The organism is Chamaesiphon sp. OTE_20_metabat_361 (genome assembly GCF_031364565.1).
Window position 1 is genome coordinate 1 of record NZ_JANLWO010000330.1, and the last position, 2,460, is coordinate 2,460.

At 48.8% G+C, this 2,460-nt stretch carries 2 protein-coding genes; both read left to right on the plus strand.

All coding sequences use genetic code 11. The annotated features are described in order from the left end of the window. A partial coding sequence (pgeF, locus tag RMO35_RS09740) for a peptidoglycan editing factor PgeF (RefSeq protein ID WP_309740695.1) occupies window positions 1-757 on the plus strand: 757 nt, incomplete at its 5' end. A gap of 428 nt (window positions 758-1,185) precedes the next feature. Continuing rightward, the gene (locus RMO35_RS09745) at window positions 1,186-2,442 is read left to right on the plus strand and encodes a GAF domain-containing sensor histidine kinase (RefSeq protein WP_309740697.1); all 1,257 of its coding nucleotides are present in this window, start codon (window positions 1,186-1,188) and stop codon (window positions 2,440-2,442) included. Window positions 2,443-2,460: the final 18 nt, after the last annotated feature.

The window sequence follows — 2,460 nt, forward strand, 5'->3', positions numbered from 1 at the left end:
TTCGCCGCGAGAACCCCGAGATCTCACCCCAATTTTAGCGGCTACTGCGAGTACGCATCGTCTCAAGCAGATTCACGGCAAGATCGTCCTAAGTCCCACTGAAATTGCTAACGCGACGGAAGTAGAAGTAGAGACAGGTAAAGCGCTCGGTGATGGAGTTTTGACAGAGCAAGCCGCTCAAGCTGTGTGGGTTGCGAGTGCCGATTGCAATCCGATTTTAATTGCCAATCGGCATACGGGTAATGTGGCAGCGGTACATGCTGGCTGGCGGGGCACATCTTTAGGAATCGTGAATGTGGCAGTAGGGCGTTTACTAGAGCAGGGTGGCAGCTTAAAGGATATTAGCGTCGCGATCGGCCCCGCGATCGATGGTAAAGTTTATCAGGTCACTACACAGACGGGATTAGAAGTATGCGCCTCGATTTGCCAGGGGCAAGGCTTCTCTTCTCTCCGAGACGCTCCGCGAACGAGAGGCTTCGCCAACGCCGACGCGCCCACATCGCCATCTGGCAATCCTGACGCCGATATTGCTAGTTTGCTCGCAATGTCCGATTCACCCCTATTACCGGATGAGCAAGCGGGGAGAGTGAGGTTAGATGTGCGGCGAGTCAATCAGTTGCAACTAGAAGGTTTGGGAGTAGATCCAGCACAGATTGCGATCGCGCCACATTGCACTTTCCAGGAGCCAGAATATTTCTTCTCTTATCGTCGGGAAAAGCTCAAAAAGATTCAGTGGTCGGGAATTGTCAGCATTTGAGTACGATCTGTAGTTCGATCGATTGATGAAGAGATTGCTAGATCGCCTAAGGCAGTTTAAATTCTTTTTGCTATGGTTCTAAATGGTCTGTGGGCATTGCCCACCCTACGTTTCTAGCTCACAGAGACGACAAAGAAGCATGGAATGAGTTGGCAGCTCATCCTAATGCCGCGATCGTATCGGTAGATACATAAATAGAAGAACAAGAATACATTATTGAGGAGTTGATAGATAGAAGTAAGTAGTAGCGAATTCGATTGGGTAAGGTCTTTTGTTATGAGTCGGTTTGTAACTTTGGGAGACTCGATCGCCAGAAAACATTGTGTAATTTAGTATTCATAATTTACTATTGAATAGTCTGGTAGTTGTTCGGGAACGATTTTTATGTGTGACTTAGAAATACATACAAACAATAGGAAGTAGCGTCGATGGAAAATGACAACCAAAAGACATTAGCCAAGGTACTTCAACCCGATCGATTGGCAGAATTAGAGGCGACAGGGCTGTTAGATAGCTCTGTGGAAGAGACATTCGATCGATTTACGCGACTTGCCAGCACCATCCTCAAGACCCCAGTATCGCTAGTATCATTGGTCGATCGAGAGCGACAATTTTTCAAAAGTAGTATCGGACTCCAGGAACCGTGGGCGAGTAGCAGAGAGACACCTCTATCTCACTCCTTTTGTCAGCATGTGGTCGAGACATCGGAGCCATTGTGTATCGTCGATACGCGCCTCCACCCACTATTTAAAGAGCACCTTGGGACGATCGAACTCGGTGTAGTTGCCTATCTGGGGGTACCCATCACCACCGCCAAGGGTCATACATTAGGGTCTTTTTGTGCGATCGATACCAAACCGCGTGAATGGACTCCCGAAGAGCTGGCAACCCTCTCGGATTTGACTGCATTACTGATCGGTCAGGTTGAATTTCGGCTGTTGGCACAGCAGTTGCACGCAGAATATTTAGAATTGCGAAACCTCGAACTCTTTCGCACTGAGACGGTAGAAATGCTCGTCCACGATCTGCGCGATCCGCTAGATTCTTTGCTGGGTGGACTAGATCTCACCCAAAAATATGGCGGACTCACCGAGACGCAGAATCATTACGTCGATCTGGCAAAAAATGGCGGGAAAGTGCTGCTCCAGATGATTAACAGCATTCTCGATACTCGCACCGCCCAAAGTCAGCTCATGGAGTTAAATAAAATCGAGGTCGATCCAGAGCGAATTATAGCGGAGGCTTGCAAGCAAATGTTACCGCTGGCGAAAAAATCCGAGGTGTCGCTGAAGTGGTATACACAGGGCGAGTTGTCTTGTATTGCTGATGCTGACAAGTTGCGGCGAGTCATCGTCAATTTAGTCGGCAACGCGATCCAACATACCCTGCAGGGGGGAGAAGTCTCGGTCTTCGCGCACACCGATCGTGGGAATGCCGTACTATTTTCAGTAGCAGATACTGGAGATGGCATTCCCAAGGCAGCTTTCGGCCAAATATTCGTTCGCGGAGCGTCTCCAAGGGAGAAACGAGTCGAGCGAGTCAAGACTAATTGGGCTAAAGGCGCATCGACCGGATTGAATTTACCCTTTTCCCAAATGGCAATCTCCGCACATGGTGGCAGAATTTGGGTTGAGAGCGAGATCGGACAAGGCACTACCTTCTATTTTACAATTCCCTTGCTCTAAGGGAATCCTTTTAAACAG